Here is a 15,216-nt window from a genome sequence, read left to right on the forward strand (position 1 = left end):
TTGGATGATTTTGAAGAGCAATATGCTACCGTGATGCGCTGGTCCAAACCGATTCACCACGTTGCCGGGATCTTGAATCCAAGCATAGATAAACGAAGTGAAACGGTTCGATTTCATATGCAGCATCTGTTAGATTGGGTTGAACAGACGTACACCAGCAAAGACGACTTGCCAATGGTTGCAAATCTGAAAAGCTACTCCCGAGGGTTTTGGAAAGGCCTGTTTACGTGTTACGACCATCCGCATGTCCCACGAACGAACAACGACCATGAGCGTTTCTTCCGCCAGACGAAGACCCGGCATCGACGGATGACGGGTCTGAGAAGTTGGAACGAATATATCCTCCGAAGTGGTGAAATGGTCGTATTTGTCGATGACGCACTTCACCAGAGTAATGTGTTAAGTAGACTTCAGTCTGTAAGCTACCTTGATTTTAAAAATGAACGCCTGCGTTGGTCTGCTCGTTTGAGTGAAGCTACCAAACGCAGACGATTCCGAACGAATCCAAGTGTGTACCTGGAACAGGCCGAAAATGCTTACTGTATGTTAATTGGTCAGTCGTAGAAAAAAAACAGGATGCCTGTCAAAGGCAGCCTGTTTTTTTCCTGGGAGCGATGTGAAAAGGAAAGCCTCAATTAAGCTTGGCCTTACAGATTCCAGGTCTTGTCTTCGTTATATCCTGCCGTCAGAATGAAAAACAGAAATGCGGCAAAGACCAATCCTACGATAAACGTACCCATGTTGGACTGCTCCTTTCGTTACCAAACTACTCCCATTATAACCTAGCCTTCCCTGTTTGCAAGGGAAATACGGAGAGCGCTTTCTGTCATTCTGATGAATTTTTTGGCGCCGTTTTCCAGAGGGAACGGGCAGCGATACAGGCCCATGCCAAAACGCTTATCCGATCATCAAGTTCGCTGAAACATGTGTCGTCTTCGCGCATACAGATAGGAAAAGACAGCAAAAATGTCGTGTCTTTGGTTGAGAGCAGCTTCGATAAGAATGCGTGGCCGCTGGCGGACATATACATGAAAGTACATGGTCGTTCGCGAAGAGAGAGGGCTTAAGAGGGAGGAGAGACGAGCATGGACATTTTAAAGCGCATCGCCGAGCATCGGGCCCGAGAAGAAAAGATGATGTGGAAAGGCACATTTGCTGAATATCTGGAACTGGTTCGTAAAAATCCGCAGATTGCCCAGACTGCTCACTCACGCGTCTATAATATGATCAAGAGTGCCGGCGTAGAGGAAAACGAGGACGATAGCCGCTCCTATCGTTTTTTTAGTCGGGAGATTTTTGGTCTGGATCGCGCGATTGAACGATTGGTGGAGGAATATTTTCACTCTGCCGCCCGCCGATTGGATGTACGCAAGCGGATTTTGCTATTGATGGGCCCGGTCAGCGGCGGGAAATCGACGATTGTGACGATGCTCAAAAAGGGATTGGAGGAGTATTCCCGGACAGATGAGGGAGCCGTTTATGCACTGGACGGATGCCCGATGCAGGAAGAGCCGCTCCATCTGATTCCGCATGAATTGAGACCGGAAATTGAGGAAGAGCTGGGGATCAAGATCGAAGGGGAATTGACTCCTTATAATCGCATGCGTCTGGAAACCGAGTTCGGAGGGCGTATTGAAGACTTCCCCGTCAGGCGAATCTTTTTCTCGGAGGCGGAGCGTGTCGGGATCGGAACCTTCAGTCCATCTGACCCCAAGTCTCAGGATATTGCTGATTTGACGGGAAGCATCGATTTTTCCACCATCACGAAATACGGCTCGGAATCGGACCCCCGCGCCTACCGCTTCGATGGCGAGCTGAACAAGGCCAACCGGGGCCTTATGGAATTCCAGGAAATGCTGAAGTGCGATGAAAAATTTCTTTGGCACCTGCTCTCGCTCACACAGGAAGGCAATTTCAAGGCTGGACGCTTTGCCTTGATTTCTGCCGATGAGCTAATCGTCGCGCATACGAACGAGTCAGAGTACAAAGCTTTTATTGCCAATAAAAAGAACGAAGCGCTGCAATCCCGCATCATCGTCATGCCGATCCCCTACAATTTGCGGGTGAGCGACGAGGAAAAAATATATGCAAAGCTGATCAAGCAGTCTGATCTGGGACACGTGCATATCGCTCCGCACGCGCTGCGGTCGGCGGCAACCTTCTCCATTTTGACCCGCCTGAAGGAGTCAAAGAAACAAGGAGCCGATCTGCTGAAAAAGATGCGTCTCTACGATGGCGAGTCGGTGGAGGGCTTCAAGGGTTCCGATCTGGACGAACTGAGAAACGAGCATGCTGACGAAGGGATGTCAGGCATCGATCCCCGCTACGTGATCAACCGTATCTCCAGCGCGCTGATCCGACGGGATACGGAGTGCATCAACGCGCTCGATATTCTGCGCGCGCTGAAGGAAGGCTTTGACCAGCATCCGTCCATCACCAAGGAGCAGCGGGAGCGTTATCTCAACTTTATTTCCATGGCTCGCAAGGAATACGACGAATTGGCCAAAAAAGAGGTTCAGAAGGCGTTCGTCTACAGCTACGAGGAGTCCGCCAAAACGCTGATGGACAATTACCTCGACAATGTGGAAGCCTACGCCAACATGAATAAGCTCCGCGACCCGGTCACCGGCGAGGAGATGGACCCGGATGAGCGCTTGATGCGTTCCATTGAAGAGCAGATCGGCATCTCGGAAAATGCGAAGCGGGCATTCCGTGAAGAAATTTTGATCCGGATTTCCGCGTACGCCCGCAAAGGAAAGCGATTTGACTACAGCACGCATGACCGGCTCCGCGAAGCGATCGAGAAAAAGCTGTTTACCGATTTGAAGGACGTCGTCAAAATTACGACCTCCAACAAAACGCCGGATGAACATCAATTGAAAAAGATCAATGAAGTAACCCGAAGGTTGATCGATGAGCATCACTATTGCCCTGTTTGTGCCAACGAGCTGCTGCGATATGTAGGCAGTCTGCTGAATAGGTAAAAGGGGGCACCCAAAGGGCACTTTTGGATCTGGCTTGACGATGAAGTAATTCGGCGCAGCTGCGCCAGTAGGAGGCACCCAAAGGGCACTTTGGATCTGGCTTGACGAAGGAGTAATTCGGCGCAGCTGCGCCAGTAGGAGGGGACCCTATGGAGGATTCGGTACCGTTTGTCGTCTCCAGGGAAGACTGGTCGCTGCACCGCAAAGGGTACCAGGACCAAACCCGCCACCAGGAAAAGGTGAAGGAAGCGATCAAGAAGAACTTGCCTGACCTGGTCAGCGAAGAAAATATCATCATGTCAAACGGGCGTGACGTGATTAAAATTCCGATTCGCTCTCTGGATGAATACCGGCTGCGGTACAACTTCCAAAAAGGAAAGCATGCCGGGCAAGGAAAAGGGGACACCAGAGTAGGGGATGTCATTGCCAAGGACGGCGATCACGCCCAAGGGGCCGGGAAGGGCCAGGGCGCCGGCGACCAGCCGGGCGTCGACTATTTCGAAGCGGAAATCACCGTGGAAGAGCTTGAGGAAATGCTCTTTTCGGAGCTGGAGCTGCCGAATCTCCAGCGCAAGGACGAAGACCAGATCGTGATCGAAGAGACGCGGTTTAACGACGTTCGCAAAAAAGGCTTGATGGGCAATATTGACAAAAAGCGGACATTGATCGCGGCGATTCGTCGCAATGCGCTGGCCGGGTACAGCGACATGGAGCTGGGGATCAGCGACGACGACCTGCGATTCAAAACGTGGGAGGAGATCATCAAGCCGCACTCCAATGCTGTGATCATTGCGATGATGGATACGTCGGGAAGTATGGGGGTTTTTGAAAAGTACATCGCCCGCAGCTTCTTTTTCTGGATGGTTCGCTTTCTGCGGACCAAGTACGAGAAGGTGGACATTGCTTTTATCGCCCATCATACAGATGCCAAGGAAGTGCCGGAAGAAGTGTTTTTCTCCAAGGGCGAAAGCGGGGGAACGATTTGTTCGTCGGCCTACAGAAAGGCGCTGGAAATCATCGACAGCCGCTACCCGCCCTCACAGTACAACATATATCCGTTTCACTTTTCCGACGGCGACAACCTGACTTCAGACAATGAACGCTGCGTCAAGCTGGTCAAGGAATTGATGGAGCGTTGCAATATGTTCGGGTATGGGGAGGTCAACCAATACAACAGGCACTCCACTTTGATGTCCGCTTATCGGCACATCAAGGACCCGAAGTTCATGCATTGCGTGATCAGGGAAAAAGGCGAGGTATACAAAGCGCTGCGGACGTTTTTTGGGAAGAAGGAAGAGATTGTGAGGTAGCGGGAGAAGTAATACGTCAAGGTATCCAAAGTAAATGCATCTCTGCAAGAGGTAATAAAAACGCCTTTTCTCAAATGGGGGGAGGCGTTTTTTCATGGGGAGCTGCTGTTTCGGCTCCCTTTTTCCCTGAACGGGTAGGCAGTCAACCTTCGATAGCAGACGCGGATTCCATGCTGTTGTATGCTTTGTTTTGCCCGTTGTACATTGTCTTCTGATCCGTTGATAGAACGCTGTGTGCGATGAAAGTCGCCCGCACGGTGTAGGTTGTCATTACAGGTGGAAAGAACGAAGGTGAATCAAATGTGATTACTCACACTGTCATGTAATCCATCAACGGCCCTCGGGAAGTCCCGGCGGCATTTATTAACGCCAGGACGATGAGCCGGCCTCGAACCTGATCGGGGACGACGTTAAGCGATGACTGGACAAAAAAGAGCGGCAGCTAGGAGTAAGAATGACGTCCTAGAATGCCGTTTGTCCCGTTAAACGGTCGTTCTCGTCTGCATGAATGATGTATTTCTTGAGTGAATTATTCAATGTATTCGGCGAGGTTCTCCAGGCTAGATCTTAAACCAACGTCGTGATCTTCCTTTCGAATACCTTCAGGTACGTTCTCACATTGAATGGTAACAGCAGTGCCTTCTGGAACGGCTGCTAAAGTCCATGTCATGATCATCTCCCCTGAAAATTGGGGGTCGTCGGACTGAAAAATTACTGCTTGTACAATTCGCTCATCTGGGGTAAGCTCTAAAAATTTACCATTGACGACATCGGCATGTTCCGAGGTTTTACCACGGGTTGAATGGTCTTTATCGAGATAGGTTAGAGACATTTGATAAGATCCACCGACACGAGCCTCAAACTTTAAGATTTGGCCACTCATCCCCTTTGGGGGCAGCCACGAAATCAGAGCCACCGGGTCCACGAGGGCCTCATAGATTTTGCTTGGGGATGCCTTGATGATTCTCGAAGCAGTGTCGGTTCTCCTCTTGCTCGATGGGGTTGTCACTGCTTTCAACCTCCTTTTTTAGATGTCATGGTCAGTAAATTACTATGTGTAATATACTAGCACACAGATTGTGTTCTCATTTCTTTTGAATTGCTTAGTTTTCGTATGAGAGTATCGTGCCCTGGCACATTTCGATTTCTTTATCCTGACCGTTCGTTTTGCAGCTTTTGATGAAGTTTCTCCCCAATATCTGGAAACACCGGAGGCCGCGTCAGTGAACACGAAATATTCACATCGCTCCAAGAAGCAATAAAAACGCCTTTTCTCAATTCGAGAGAGGCGTTTTTACATGGAGAGAAATATACATCAACATCCATTCCGTTACTTGACTGTCAACCTAACATCCATCGTCTTGCTTCTATGCTGATTCCATGTTGCCAACGTTTCAAATGTGTAATCTGCTGTGCCGGGTATCTCGGTTTTCAACGTTGTGTCATTTGCCCAATCCAGCGAAATGATCGGGATTGTAAACTCCGGTGCAGTCAACATGCTGGCCAATTCGTTTTTGCTTTGAAATTCTGCCAAGGTAAATGGCTCTGTGCGAATCACCATGACACTGTTTCTGACAACCTCCGTCCCTTCATTTCTCCCCAATAGGACAGCTACATAGTTGCCGTCGGGGGAAAAAATATGTCTCTGAAAAATGCTGCCGGAATGCAAGTGGATAACCTTCTGTTCATCGTTTTTAATCTGGACCAATGCGTGGTCACAAAGCTTTGCACCGCAGGAGTAGCGAATATCTGCGTAGATATCCCCGGATTTTGACGTGAATGCATGTGTCTGTACGCGTTTGAATTCAATTTCCCGCTCCGTTTGATCAACCTGATGGAGGTAGTCGTTGAGTGGGTTTTGGATGGTTGCCTGATTGAAAGGTTCACCAGCATCGGGAGCACAGCCTGAAATCAGCAGGAGAGCTAAGGACATTGTCAAACAGGATTGACGTATTTTTCTCATGAACATAGCTCCCTTAGGTTTTTAAAACTTGTCGTTCAAGAGAGACCTATTGCTTCTTTGCTTTCCACAACTGCACCAGATTCAGACCATAATAAGAAATAAACAGGCCTAGAATAAAGAAAGCCATGACGATGCCGTAGTCATCGCCGGAAACCTCGTAACTGACAACAGTCCGTACTCCATACCTTATTGCCATGTAGGCTAAGACAAAGAGAAGCACAAACCCGTATCGCAGCCATTTGCTCTTATTTTGCATGCTCTCTTTTTTCAGCTTCATCAGATAGCGCAAGTATCCGACGATTATGCCAATAACGAATATCACGACAAACAGATAGCGCAGTGGGTGCACGTCGATAAAAGTTTTGGCAATGGTCGGTATGGCACACGCCAACAGGATCAACACGGCAATGATGTAAAAATTGATCGAGCGATTATTCAAGGGACAGAAAGCCTCCCATCAAAATTTTTTTAATCAGATGTAATAATACCATAAAATAGGAGTCATATGAACCTTGCCTGAATTTACATAAACAGTCCGAGGAACGACAGCAAGAAAAACTGGATTCTGCGCATCAGGTTGATTGCATTCTTCAGCAGAAGCGGACAGTCGCGGAGTGAATATTTTTCCCCTCCAATGGAAAATATGGCTAATAGCAAGTCAACAAAAAGTTTGGGGGGCTCTTCATGTTTAAAAAGATGAACGTTTTGGCACTGGCTTTGGTCCTGGCAGCAACTATGGGACTGACCGCTAACGCGGAAACCGGAGGCACAGGGAATGTAGGGGGAACCAATGCTCCCGGGAATATGACCGGAGCAGGTGGGCCCGGTAATGCGGGCGTCAATAATGTAAACCAGGGCACGTACAGAACAGCCGCTGCCGACAATGATACGGACTGGGGCTGGATTGGTTTGCTGGGCCTGGCTGGTCTTGCAGGCTTAATGGGCAGAAACAGAAATCGCGAACCTCAAAGATAGTAATAGGAACCTGCCTTGCAGCTATGAAAGCGCGCCTCTTAAAGCAGGCATTGGAGATCGCAAATGAAATCCAATGCTGCTTTAGGAGGTGTATTTTATTTTACGGTGCAGATTTGCTCCCGGACCGTGATCAGTTCAAACTGTGATGCCTGGCCGGAACCGGTGAGATAAAGAACAGCTTTTCCATTTTCTGGATAAATCAGGCAACGATTTTTTCAGTATTGTATTGATTTTACATTTTGATTACTATCGAACTATGAATGCAGGATGCGGATGTCTCTGCAGCTTGCTTTTAGAATAGTATAAAATCGCTTCGGTTCATGTCGAAGTGTGCATGCAATGTGAAGGAGGAGTGCAGAAGTGAATTCAAGTCCGGATATTGTCGAAGTCGCTTCGCTGATCGGAGAACCGTCCCGTGTAGCGATCCTGATCAGTCTGATCGGGGGAAAAGCATTGCCTGCCAGCGAATTGGCCCGCATAGCCCGAATTACTCCGCAGACAGCCAGCTCTCATCTTGCCAAGCTGGTAGAAGGCGGTCTTCTGAGCCAGGAGTCTTATGGGCGCCATCGTTATTACCGGCTCGCCAATCCCGAGGTGGCGCATGCACTGGAAGCCTTGCAAGCAATTGCCGTGCCGAAACCGGTACGCTCGCTGCGGGAATCGGACCAGATGAAGGCCTTGCAATACGCACGCACTTGCTACGATCACCTCGCGGGCAAGATCGGCGTGGCCTTGACGGACAGGCTTCTCGAATTGGGGTTGATCCAGGAGTCGGGAAAGGACTTTCTGTTGAGTGCAGAAGGCAAAGCAAAGCTGCAGGCCCTGGGGGTTGAGGTCGATCCTCCCCCAAAAAGCCGCCGCCATTTTGCCCGTCAATGCCTGGACTGGAGTGAACGCCGCCATCACGTAGCGGGAAGCTTGGGGGCTTCGCTGACCAAACGGCTGTTTGAGCTGGGCTGGATCGAGCGACTTCCGGATGGGCGGGCTGTTCGCGTGACGGCTGCAGGCATCAGCGGGCTGTCAGAAGAATTTGGATTGAAGCTCTAATGAAACAAGGAGAGAAGAGGCGGGTCATGCCTTGTATGCCAATTCCGGCGTTGTCAAAATGGAGCTGCTGAAGAGAGAGGTATGACGATAATAACTTTTGTCAATTCGTACACTTTTCGTAACTTACCTCCGATTTGGTTGTCAACCTGTATAGATATGGTAAGGTAAAATGAAGCATCTCAATAATTTGCTCTTGTATACCCGCCGGAGCATTCGTTTTGCGCTGGCGCATCCAATAAAAAGAATCGGTGATAAAACATGAGTACGGACGCATTTTCTGTGAAACAGGGGGAGCCAAAGGAGCTTTCACGGGAACAAACCGACAAACTGAAAGAGGTGGAGCGAGAGCTTGCCGATGTGAAGTACGCTCTCGACCAGTCCTCGATCGTTGCGATTACAGATCGCCGGGGAACGATTCTTCACGCGAATGATCAATTTTGCAAGATTTCCGGTTATTTGCGGGAGGAATTGATCGGCCAGGATCATCGCATCCTGAACGCGGGTTTTCACCCCAAGGAATTTTTCAAAGACATGTGGGCAACCATCGGATCGGGTGAGATCTGGCGCGGAGAGATTCAAAATCGGGCCAAGGACGGCTCGTTCTACTGGGTAGATACGACGATTGTTCCGTTTCTGGATGAAGAGGGCAAACCGTATCAGTACGTCTCCATTCGAAACGACATTACCGCACGCAAAAAAATGGAGGAGGAAGTCCGACAGAGTGAGGAAAAGTACCGGCTGATCACGGAGAATACGACTGACATGATCTCCGTGATTGATCGGGAAGGAAATTTTCTATACCTGTCCCCCTCGCATGAAACGGTGCTCGGCTACGATATCCGTAATGTCGGGGTCAACAATCTGCTCGCCTGGATCGAAGAAGAAGACCGCGAGATTATGGTCGAAGCCATTCAACATACGTTTTCGGCCCGAAAGAGCAGGCAGATTGAATACCGCCTCCGCACGCTCGAGCAGAAATGTATCTGGGTCGAAACGACGATCACTCCCGTAATGAGCGAGTCAGGAAATGTAAGAAAACTGGTTTTGGTTTGCCGTGAAATTACGGAGAGAAAGAAGTCGGAACAGACGATTCATCACCTGGCTTACCATGATACGTTGACTGACTTGCCAAATCGCAGACTGTTTGTGCAGTATCTCAGCAAGGAGCTGAACCAAGCCAAACGGGTCGGCTCCAAGCTCGCAGTGCTGTTCCTGGATTTGGATCGATTGAAGGACATCAATGACACATGGGGGCACGACGTCGGCGATTTGATTCTGCTGGAGGCGTCGAAACGGCTGAAAAGCTGTACACGCAAGCATGACATGGTGGCCCGCCTGGGCGGTGACGAGTTCACGATTGTCCTGCCCAATATCACGGGGCGCGATGAGGTGGAAGGGATTGTCTTTCGACTGCAAAGCGAGCTGCGCAAGCCTCTGGAGGTAGCCGGTCAGAGCTTTACCTTGTCCATGAGCATCGGGATCGCCATGTTCCCGGAAGACGGGGAACAGACGGATGATCTCCTGAAGCGCTCGGACACTGCTCTCTACGTAGTGAAATCGAGGGGACGAAATGGGTACGAGTTCTTCGATCCGACGATGGAGGTTAAGACGCTGGAGCGAATTCTGATGGAAAATGAACTGCGCAAAGCGATAGCGCAGGAGCATTTTGAAATCTATTACCAGCCGAAAAAAGACTTGTCTACAGGGAAGCTGACCGGGATGGAGGCGCTCGTGCGCTGGATTCATCCTGAACTGGGTGTGATTCCGCCCAACCGCTTTATCCCGATCGCTGAAGAAACGGGTATGATTATCGAGCTTGGCGAATGGATTTTGCGCCGTGCCTGTCAGCAAAATAAACGCTGGCAGGAGGAAGGATTTCCTCCGCTAAAAGTATCGGTAAACCTGTCGGCCCGCCAGCTTCACCAGAAAAATCTGGTCGAGGTGATCGAAGCCATCCTTCAGGAAACAGGTCTTGATCCGCAGTGGCTGGAGCTGGAGATCACGGAAAGTGTACTGGTCAAATTGGAAGAAGCCATCACCATTTTGCATGCGATACGCGAATCAGGCGTTCAAATTTCCATTGATGATTTCGGTACAGGCTATAATTCATTTAGTTATATTAAACATTTGCCAATCGATACGATTAAAATCGATGCTTCATTTATTCAGGATATCCATCAAAATCAGGAAAGCCAGGCGATTGTGAAAGCCATCGTGACGATTGCGGAAAGCCTCAATCTCAACGTCATCGCCGAAGGTGTCGAGCTGCTCGATCAGGTAGCGGCGCTAAGCGAGAACGGGTGTGATCAAGGTCAGGGCTATTTGTTCAGCAAGCCTCTTCCGACGCGGGATTTTGAACATTACTTGCTTGCTGTTCAAAACAACTGACTGGCTCTTGGAAGGGACGCAGCGGACAGGATGGCTAAAGGGGGCGGAAGCGTAGGGAACGCAATCCTTTCGCGAGAGCATAGTTGGGCGCACCACCTCTTGGGCGCGACATAAGCTATGGTATAAACACCTATACCGTCTGGAGGTAGAAGGCATGTACGGATACCCCGTCAACTATGTTCATTGGCCCTTGCCTGTCCAGGATGGCGGAAGACGCAGGGCTGTTGATACAACAGATCGCTCGCTGGCTGCGGAAATCCTGCAGGCAGTCCATCGGGAGGAGAGGGCTGGAAATTTCTACACGCGCCTGGCAGAACTAGCCCCTACGGAAAATGTGAAAGTTTTGATTACGATCATCAAGGACGAACGGATCAAGCATCTGCAAAACTTTTCGCAGCTGTATTCTCGGTTGACCGGTCGAGAACCGCAGCTTTTGCGTGAGCCTGTCCCGGCCCCGGAGTCATTTCAACGAGGCGTAGAGCTGGCCATCCGCGACGAGCTGGAGGCGGTCGATTCTTATCGGGATATCGTTGAGCGAGCTACCGATCCCCGCATCAGAAGGGCTTTTCAGCGGGCAGCAGAGGATGAGCAGCGGCATTCCACCTGGTACGCCAATATTTTGCTTTCCCAGGGAAGCTCATAAAAAGATATTTTTCATAGTTCATGAGAGCCAAATCAGTTGCTGATTTGGTTTTTTGTTGCATATGCGCCGGATTTGTCCCACGTCCAGCAACAATTCACTGCAAGCGATTTCTGGTTGGCCCTATGCATTGTTGAAAAAAACGGAAGCTTGTTCAATGCTTATAAACAAAGGGATGTGAAGGGGGATGGAAGAGACTCCCAGGCAACCCTTTGTTGACAACAGCCCGAGAACTTTTTATAATCTGAGACATTCCCGAAATGCAAAGATGAACACCACATATCGCTTGGAAAAGGAAGAGTAAAAGAGGGCACTGACGCCCAGAGAGCCTGCCTGAATGCTGTGAAGGCGGCCGTCACCTCTCTTTGAAGCCGCCTTGGAGCTCTGCTTTTGAACCGTTCAGTAGAAAGCAGCGGACAGGACTCCGTTATCAGTCGCAAGTCTATGGAAGACTTCATGAGTCTGTTTTTCGTGAGGAAAACAGAAAGCTGAGTGGTACCGCGAACAGATCGCCTCAGCAACCGACAATCCGGATAAAGCCGGGTCGGTTGCCGGGGCGTTTTTTATTCACGGGCACACAACATGAATGGAATGGAGTGGAAAGGAAATGGATCGACAGAAGCAACGCGAGCTGCTGCGGCTCCTGGAAGAGGACAGCCGTCGCAGCGCCGAACAGATCGCCAGATTGATGGGAGTATCGCAGGCGGAGGTGGAAGAGGCAATCGCCGCGCTGGAAAACGAAAAAGTGATCGTGAAATACCCGGCGCTGATCAACTGGGAGCTGGTCGAGGACCATCCGTACGTCACGGCTATGATCGATGTCAAGGTAACGCCGAAGCGCGATGTCGGCTTTGACGAGGTGGCGGATCGCATCTGTCGCTTTCCTGAGGTCCAGGCTGTCTACCTGATGTCCGGAGCCAGCTACGATTTGTCTGTCGTGCTGGAGGGCAAAACGATGCGGGAAGTGGCTGCATTCGTTTCGCAGAAGCTGGCGACGATGGATTCGGTCGTATCGACAGCGACGCACTTTATTTTGAAAAGATACAAGCATGACGGCATCCAGTTTGAGGACCGGGATGAGGACCGCAGGATGGTGGTCACCCCATGAGTCAGCACACTGTGTTACGAAACCGCCTGTCGCAAACTGTTGCTTCGCTCAAGCCGTCCGGCATCCGCCGCTTCTTTGATCTGGCGGCTTCGATGGAGGGCGTCATCTCGCTCGGCGTAGGGGAGCCGGACTTTGTCACTCCTTGGCGTGTCCGGGAAGCATGCATCTCATCGCTGGAGCGGGGCTATACGGCCTACACGTCCAATGCCGGGCTGTTGGAGCTCAGAAAAGAAATTCACAAATACCTGGAGGAGCGCTTCTTTGTTTCGTATCATCCGGAGACAGAAATGCTGATCACTGTCGGGGCCAGTGAAGCGATTGACATCGCGCTGCGCGCCATCATCGACCCGGGCGACGAGGTGCTGGTGGTCGAGCCCTGCTACGTATCATACGAGCCGGTTATCCGGCTGGCTGGCGGGGAGCCTGTCTTCCTGCGGACGAACGCTGAGCAGCAATTCAAGCTGACGCCGGAGGAGCTGGAAGCCCACATCAGCCCGCGGACCAAAGCGATTATCTTCTGCTACCCGAACAACCCGACGGGCAGCACGATGACTGCCGAGGAGTGGAGCAAGCTGCTTCCGGTGATTGAAAAGCACGATCTGCTGGTCATCTCCGACGAGATTTACGCCGAGCTGACCTATGGAAGAATGCACGACAGCATCGCGGCTCTGCCGGGGATGAAGGACCGGACGATCTTGATTTCCGGCTTTTCCAAGGCATTTGCGATGACGGGATGGCGGCTCGGCTATGTCTGCGCTTCTCCCGACCTGCTTGCGGGGATGCTGAAAATCCATCAGTACACGATGCTGTGCGCGCCGGTAATGGCTCAAATGGCTGCCTTGGAAGCGCTGCGTCACGGACAGGCAGACATGGAGCGGATGGTGGAGAGCTACCGTCAGCGCCGCAATTTCGTCGTTCAAGGGTTTCAGGACATCGGCCTGGCCTGCCATGAGCCGGAGGGAGCCTTCTACGCGTTTCCTTCCATTCGCTCTACGGGCCTGGAGGCAGCCGAATTTGCCGAACGCCTGCTGATGGAGGAAAAGGTGGCAGTGGTGCCGGGTGATGTGTTTGGCGACTGCGGCAAGGGCCATATTCGCTGCTCCTATGCGACTTCGCTGGAACAGCTGCAAAAGGCGCTGGAGCGGATGGGACGTTTTGTCCAAAAGGTTTCTGCCAAATAAGATTGGCGTGCATGGAAAAAGGCCGGGAGCTGATCCCGGCCTTGCCTGTTGGATGGTGAGCACATCATTGCAGGAGAGCAGGAGAGCCGCCGCTTATGATTGCTCGTTGGTCAAATCCACTTTGTGCAGCGGAACGACCTTGGTTTTTTTCGTGTATTTGTAGCCCAGCCAGACGAGGATGAAGAGCGGCAGGCCGATGTACGATACAAGTGCGCCGCCCCAGTCGATCGTCTCGCCGGTAAAGGCGGTGTAGTTTTGGCCAAGCACGACGATGAGGCAGATGATGAAGGCGAGGATCGGTCCAAACGGGAACCATTTCGCCCGGTAAGGCAGCTGCTTCAGATCGTAGCCTTGTGCCAGATACGCCTTGCGGAAGCGGTAGTGGCTCACCGCAATCCCGAGCCAGGCGATAAAGCCGGACATCCCGGAAGCATTCAAGAGCCAGACGTAGACGGTGCCATCCCCGAACAGCGAGGACAGAAAGGCAAACATCCCGATAAGCGTTGTCAGCAGGAGGGCGTTGGTCGGCACGCCGCGGCTGTTCACTTTGGCAAAAAGCTTGGGAGCTCTTCCTTCTTTGGCGAGAACATACAGCATCCGCGTAGACGCGTACATCCCGGAGTTGCCCGCCGAGAGGACGGATGTCAAAATGACGGCGTTCATGACAGAAGCGGCAAAGGCAAACCCCGCTTTTTCAAACACCAGCGTGAACGGGCTGACTGCAATGTCCGTAATGTCGCTGTTTATGAGATTCGGATTGTCGTACGGGATCAGCATCCCGATGACGAAGATCGCAAAAATATAGAACAGCAGGATGCGCCAAAAGATTTGCTTGATGGCTTTCGGAATGTTGCGGGCCGGGTCCTCGCTCTCGCCTGCGGCAATCCCGACCAGCTCGGTTCCCTGGAAGGAAAAGCCGGCGATCATGAAGACGCCGAGCATCGCCATAAAGCCGCCGCTGAACGGCGCATCTCCCTTGGTAAAGTTGTGGAAGCCGACTGCTTCGCCGCCCATAATGCCAAAAATCATCAATACGCCGACGATGATAAAGATGATGACCGTACTTACTTTGATCAAGGAAAACCAATATTCGGATTCGCCGTATCCTTTTACTGATAACATATTTAAGCCAAACATAAGGACGAGGAAAAGCGCGCTCCAGAGAATGGACGGCGTGTCCGGGAACCAGTATTTCATGATGAGCGCACCGGCTGAAAGCTCGACGGCAATCGTGATCGCCCAGTTGTACCAGTAATTCCATCCGAGCGCGAAGCCGAGGGACGGATCGACAAATTTGGACGCATAAGTGCTGAAGGAGCCGGATACCGGCATGAACGCCGCCATCTCACCGAGGCTCGTCATCAGGAAAAAGACCATCAGGCTGATCGCTATATAGGCAACCAAAGCACCGCCCGGACCGGCAGAGTGAATGGAGCCGCCGCTCGCCAGGAAAAGTCCGGTACCGATCGATCCGCCGATGGCGATCATCGTCAAGTGACGGGCTTTCAATCCGCGTTGCAATTGATTGGAAGACATAAAATAAAAACACGACCTTTCTCTTGATTTGCGGGAAGGAAGGCCGGAAATAAAAATACCACCACAAGCCAAAAACGGCAAAAG

13 protein-coding genes and 1 other annotated feature are annotated in these 15,216 nt (G+C 51.2%); of the genes, 9 read left to right on the forward strand and 4 right to left on the reverse strand.

The genetic code is table 11. From position 1 onward, the window contains the following. The 3 genes from NST96_RS06570 (at window position 1) to yhbH (ending at window position 4,294) form a co-directional block, all read left to right on the forward strand. Window positions 1–564, forward strand: coding sequence for a hypothetical protein (locus tag NST96_RS06570; RefSeq protein ID WP_342405527.1), 564 nt, complete (start codon window positions 1–3; stop codon window positions 562–564). A gap of 521 nt (window positions 565–1,085) precedes the next feature. Then, window positions 1,086–2,984 carry a PrkA family serine protein kinase gene (locus NST96_RS06575; RefSeq protein ID WP_003392210.1) on the forward strand — a complete coding sequence of 633 codons (1,899 nt, stop codon included), beginning with the start codon at window positions 1,086–1,088 and terminating at the stop codon, window positions 2,982–2,984. A gap of 149 nt (window positions 2,985–3,133) precedes the next feature. Then, window positions 3,134–4,294 carry a sporulation protein YhbH gene (yhbH, locus tag NST96_RS06580; RefSeq protein ID WP_122958340.1) on the forward strand — a complete coding sequence of 387 codons (1,161 nt, stop codon included), beginning with the start codon at window positions 3,134–3,136 and terminating at the stop codon, window positions 4,292–4,294. 529 nt (window positions 4,295–4,823) lie between these two features. Here the strand turns inward: yhbH and NST96_RS06585 are convergent. From NST96_RS06585 to NST96_RS06595, 3 genes are all read right to left on the reverse strand, one after another. Continuing rightward, complete coding sequence (locus NST96_RS06585) at window positions 4,824–5,303, reverse strand: SRPBCC family protein (RefSeq protein ID WP_024985504.1); 480 nt, start codon at window positions 5,301–5,303, stop codon at window positions 4,824–4,826. A gap of 321 nt (window positions 5,304–5,624) precedes the next feature. Then, window positions 5,625–6,257 (reverse strand): hypothetical protein, encoded by a 633-nt coding sequence (locus tag NST96_RS06590; protein ID WP_342405805.1) that lies wholly within the window; start codon window positions 6,255–6,257, stop codon window positions 5,625–5,627. A 46-nt stretch (window positions 6,258–6,303) separates the two neighbouring features. After that, the gene (locus tag NST96_RS06595; protein ID WP_031933502.1) at window positions 6,304–6,696 is read right to left on the reverse strand and encodes a hypothetical protein; all 393 of its coding nucleotides are present in this window, start codon (window positions 6,694–6,696) and stop codon (window positions 6,304–6,306) included. Window positions 6,697–6,941: 245 nt separating this feature from the next. Here NST96_RS06595 and NST96_RS06600 point away from each other — a divergent pair, with 245 nt between their 5' ends. The 6 genes from NST96_RS06600 (at window position 6,942) to NST96_RS06625 (ending at window position 13,596) form a co-directional block, all read left to right on the forward strand. Next, window positions 6,942–7,232: a WGxxGxxG family protein gene (locus tag NST96_RS06600; protein ID WP_003392197.1), complete on the forward strand. Its 291-nt coding sequence runs from the start codon at window positions 6,942–6,944 to the stop codon at window positions 7,230–7,232. A gap of 360 nt (window positions 7,233–7,592) precedes the next feature. After that, a complete protein-coding gene (locus NST96_RS06605) occupies window positions 7,593–8,279 on the forward strand; it encodes a winged helix-turn-helix domain-containing protein (RefSeq protein ID WP_003392195.1) in 687 nt (228 codons plus the stop codon). Window positions 8,280–8,537: 258 nt separating this feature from the next. After that, window positions 8,538–10,667 (forward strand): bifunctional diguanylate cyclase/phosphodiesterase, encoded by a 2,130-nt coding sequence (locus NST96_RS06610; RefSeq protein ID WP_031933501.1) that lies wholly within the window; start codon window positions 8,538–8,540, stop codon window positions 10,665–10,667. A 154-nt stretch (window positions 10,668–10,821) separates the two neighbouring features. Further along, window positions 10,822–11,310 carry a ferritin-like domain-containing protein gene (locus NST96_RS06615; RefSeq protein ID WP_024985507.1) on the forward strand — a complete coding sequence of 163 codons (489 nt, stop codon included), beginning with the start codon at window positions 10,822–10,824 and terminating at the stop codon, window positions 11,308–11,310. Between the two features lie 275 nt (window positions 11,311–11,585). Beyond that, window positions 11,586–11,827, forward strand: a binding site (T-box leader). A gap of 87 nt (window positions 11,828–11,914) precedes the next feature. After that, on the forward strand, window positions 11,915–12,415 hold the full coding sequence (locus tag NST96_RS06620) for an Lrp/AsnC family transcriptional regulator (protein WP_003392188.1): 501 nt from the start codon (window positions 11,915–11,917) through the stop codon (window positions 12,413–12,415). Then, complete coding sequence (locus tag NST96_RS06625) at window positions 12,412–13,596, forward strand: aminotransferase (RefSeq protein ID WP_003392186.1); 1,185 nt, start codon at window positions 12,412–12,414, stop codon at window positions 13,594–13,596. The genes NST96_RS06620 and NST96_RS06625 overlap by 4 nt, the downstream gene beginning before the upstream one ends. A 93-nt stretch (window positions 13,597–13,689) precedes the next feature. Here the strand turns inward: NST96_RS06625 and NST96_RS06630 are convergent, their stop codons facing one another. Beyond that, complete coding sequence (locus tag NST96_RS06630) at window positions 13,690–15,132, reverse strand: amino acid permease (RefSeq protein WP_003392184.1); 1,443 nt, start codon at window positions 15,130–15,132, stop codon at window positions 13,690–13,692. Window positions 15,133–15,216 lie beyond the last annotated feature (84 nt).

Source organism: Brevibacillus sp. FSL K6-2834 (assembly GCF_038592925.1).
GTDB lineage: Bacteria > Bacillota > Bacilli > Brevibacillales > Brevibacillaceae > Brevibacillus > Brevibacillus borstelensis.

Bases quoted from the DNA above. Each gene is read 5' to 3' on its own strand.
- NST96_RS06575 (WP_003392210.1), top strand. From the start codon at position 1,086: ATGGACATTTTAAAGCGCATCGCCGAGCATCGGGCCCGAGAAGAAAAG.
- yhbH (WP_122958340.1), top strand. From the start codon at position 3,134: ATGGAGGATTCGGTACCGTTTGTCGTCTCCAGGGAAGACTGGTCGCTG.
- NST96_RS06590 (WP_342405805.1), bottom strand. From the start codon at position 6,257: ATGAGAAAAATACGTCAATCCTGTTTGACAATGTCCTTAGCTCTCCTG.
- NST96_RS06600 (WP_003392197.1), top strand. From the start codon at position 6,942: ATGTTTAAAAAGATGAACGTTTTGGCACTGGCTTTGGTCCTGGCAGCA.
- NST96_RS06610 (WP_031933501.1), top strand. From the start codon at position 8,538: ATGAGTACGGACGCATTTTCTGTGAAACAGGGGGAGCCAAAGGAGCTT.
- NST96_RS06615 (WP_024985507.1), top strand. From the start codon at position 10,822: ATGTACGGATACCCCGTCAACTATGTTCATTGGCCCTTGCCTGTCCAG.
- NST96_RS06620 (WP_003392188.1), top strand. From the start codon at position 11,915: ATGGATCGACAGAAGCAACGCGAGCTGCTGCGGCTCCTGGAAGAGGAC.
- NST96_RS06625 (WP_003392186.1), top strand. From the start codon at position 12,412: ATGAGTCAGCACACTGTGTTACGAAACCGCCTGTCGCAAACTGTTGCT.
- NST96_RS06630 (WP_003392184.1), bottom strand. From the start codon at position 15,132: ATGTCTTCCAATCAATTGCAACGCGGATTGAAAGCCCGTCACTTGACG.